The sequence below is a fragment of the Acinetobacter sp. SH024 genome (assembly GCF_000163635.1).
In the GTDB taxonomy this organism is placed as follows: domain Bacteria; phylum Pseudomonadota; class Gammaproteobacteria; order Pseudomonadales; family Moraxellaceae; genus Acinetobacter; species Acinetobacter pittii.
In genome coordinates this window covers 1-1,071 of the sequence record NZ_GG753619.1, presented here as the reverse complement: position 1 = coordinate 1,071, position 1,071 = coordinate 1, and the positions used below count along the sequence as shown (strand labels likewise).

Below are 1,071 nucleotides of genomic sequence, written 5' to 3'. Positions count from 1 at the left end.
CAAAAACTTCGGCGGTGAAGCGAAAGATTACTCACAAATCGACTCAGCACCTGAAGAAAAAGCACGTGGTATTACAATTAATACTTCACACGTAGAATACGATTCTCCAATTCGTCACTACGCGCACGTTGACTGCCCGGGCCACGCCGATTACGTTAAAAACATGATTACTGGTGCTGCTCAGATGGACGGCGCGATCCTTGTGTGTGCTGCGACTGACGGTCCAATGCCACAAACTCGTGAACACATCCTTCTTTCTCGTCAGGTTGGTGTACCTTACATCATCGTATTCTTGAACAAGTGTGACCTTGTTGATGATGAAGAATTACTTGAATTAGTAGAAATGGAAGTTCGTGAACTTCTTTCTACTTATGACTTCCCTGGTGATGACACTCCAGTTATCCGTGGTTCTGCGCTTAAAGCGTTGGAAGGTGATGCTGGTCAATATGGTGAGTCTTCAGTTCTTGCTCTTGTTGAAGCGCTTGACTCTTACATCCCAGAACCAGAACGTGCTATCGACAAAGCATTCTTAATGCCAATCGAAGATGTATTCTCAATTTCTGGTCGTGGTACTGTAGTAACAGGCCGTGTAGAAGCTGGTATCGTTAAAGTTGGTGAAGAAGTAGAGATCGTTGGTATTAAAGATACAGTTAAAACAACTGTAACTGGCGTAGAAATGTTCCGTAAACTTCTTGACGAAGGCCGTGCAGGTGAGAACTGTGGTATCTTACTTCGTGGTACTAAGCGTGAAGACGTACAACGTGGTCAAGTACTTGCTAAACCAGGTACAATCAAGCCGCACACTAAATTCGACGCAGAAGTATACGTACTTTCTAAAGAAGAAGGTGGTCGTCACACTCCATTCTTAAATGGTTACCGTCCACAGTTCTACTTCCGTACAACTGACGTAACTGGTGCAATCCAATTACAAGACGGCGTTGAAATGGTTATGCCAGGCGACAACGTTGAAATGTCAGTAGAATTAATCCACCCAATCGCAATGGACCCAGGTCTACGTTTTGCGATCCGTGAAGGTGGTCGTACTGTAGGTGCTGGTGTTGTTGCGAAAGT

The 1,071-nt window shown here is 44.7% G+C and carries 1 protein-coding gene; it reads left to right on the top strand.

What is annotated here, in order from left to right; genetic code table 11:
- Positions 1-1,071, top strand: a 1,071-nt coding sequence (tuf, locus tag HMPREF0013_RS24220; RefSeq protein ID WP_005804964.1) for an elongation factor Tu, incomplete at both ends; no start/stop codon positions are given.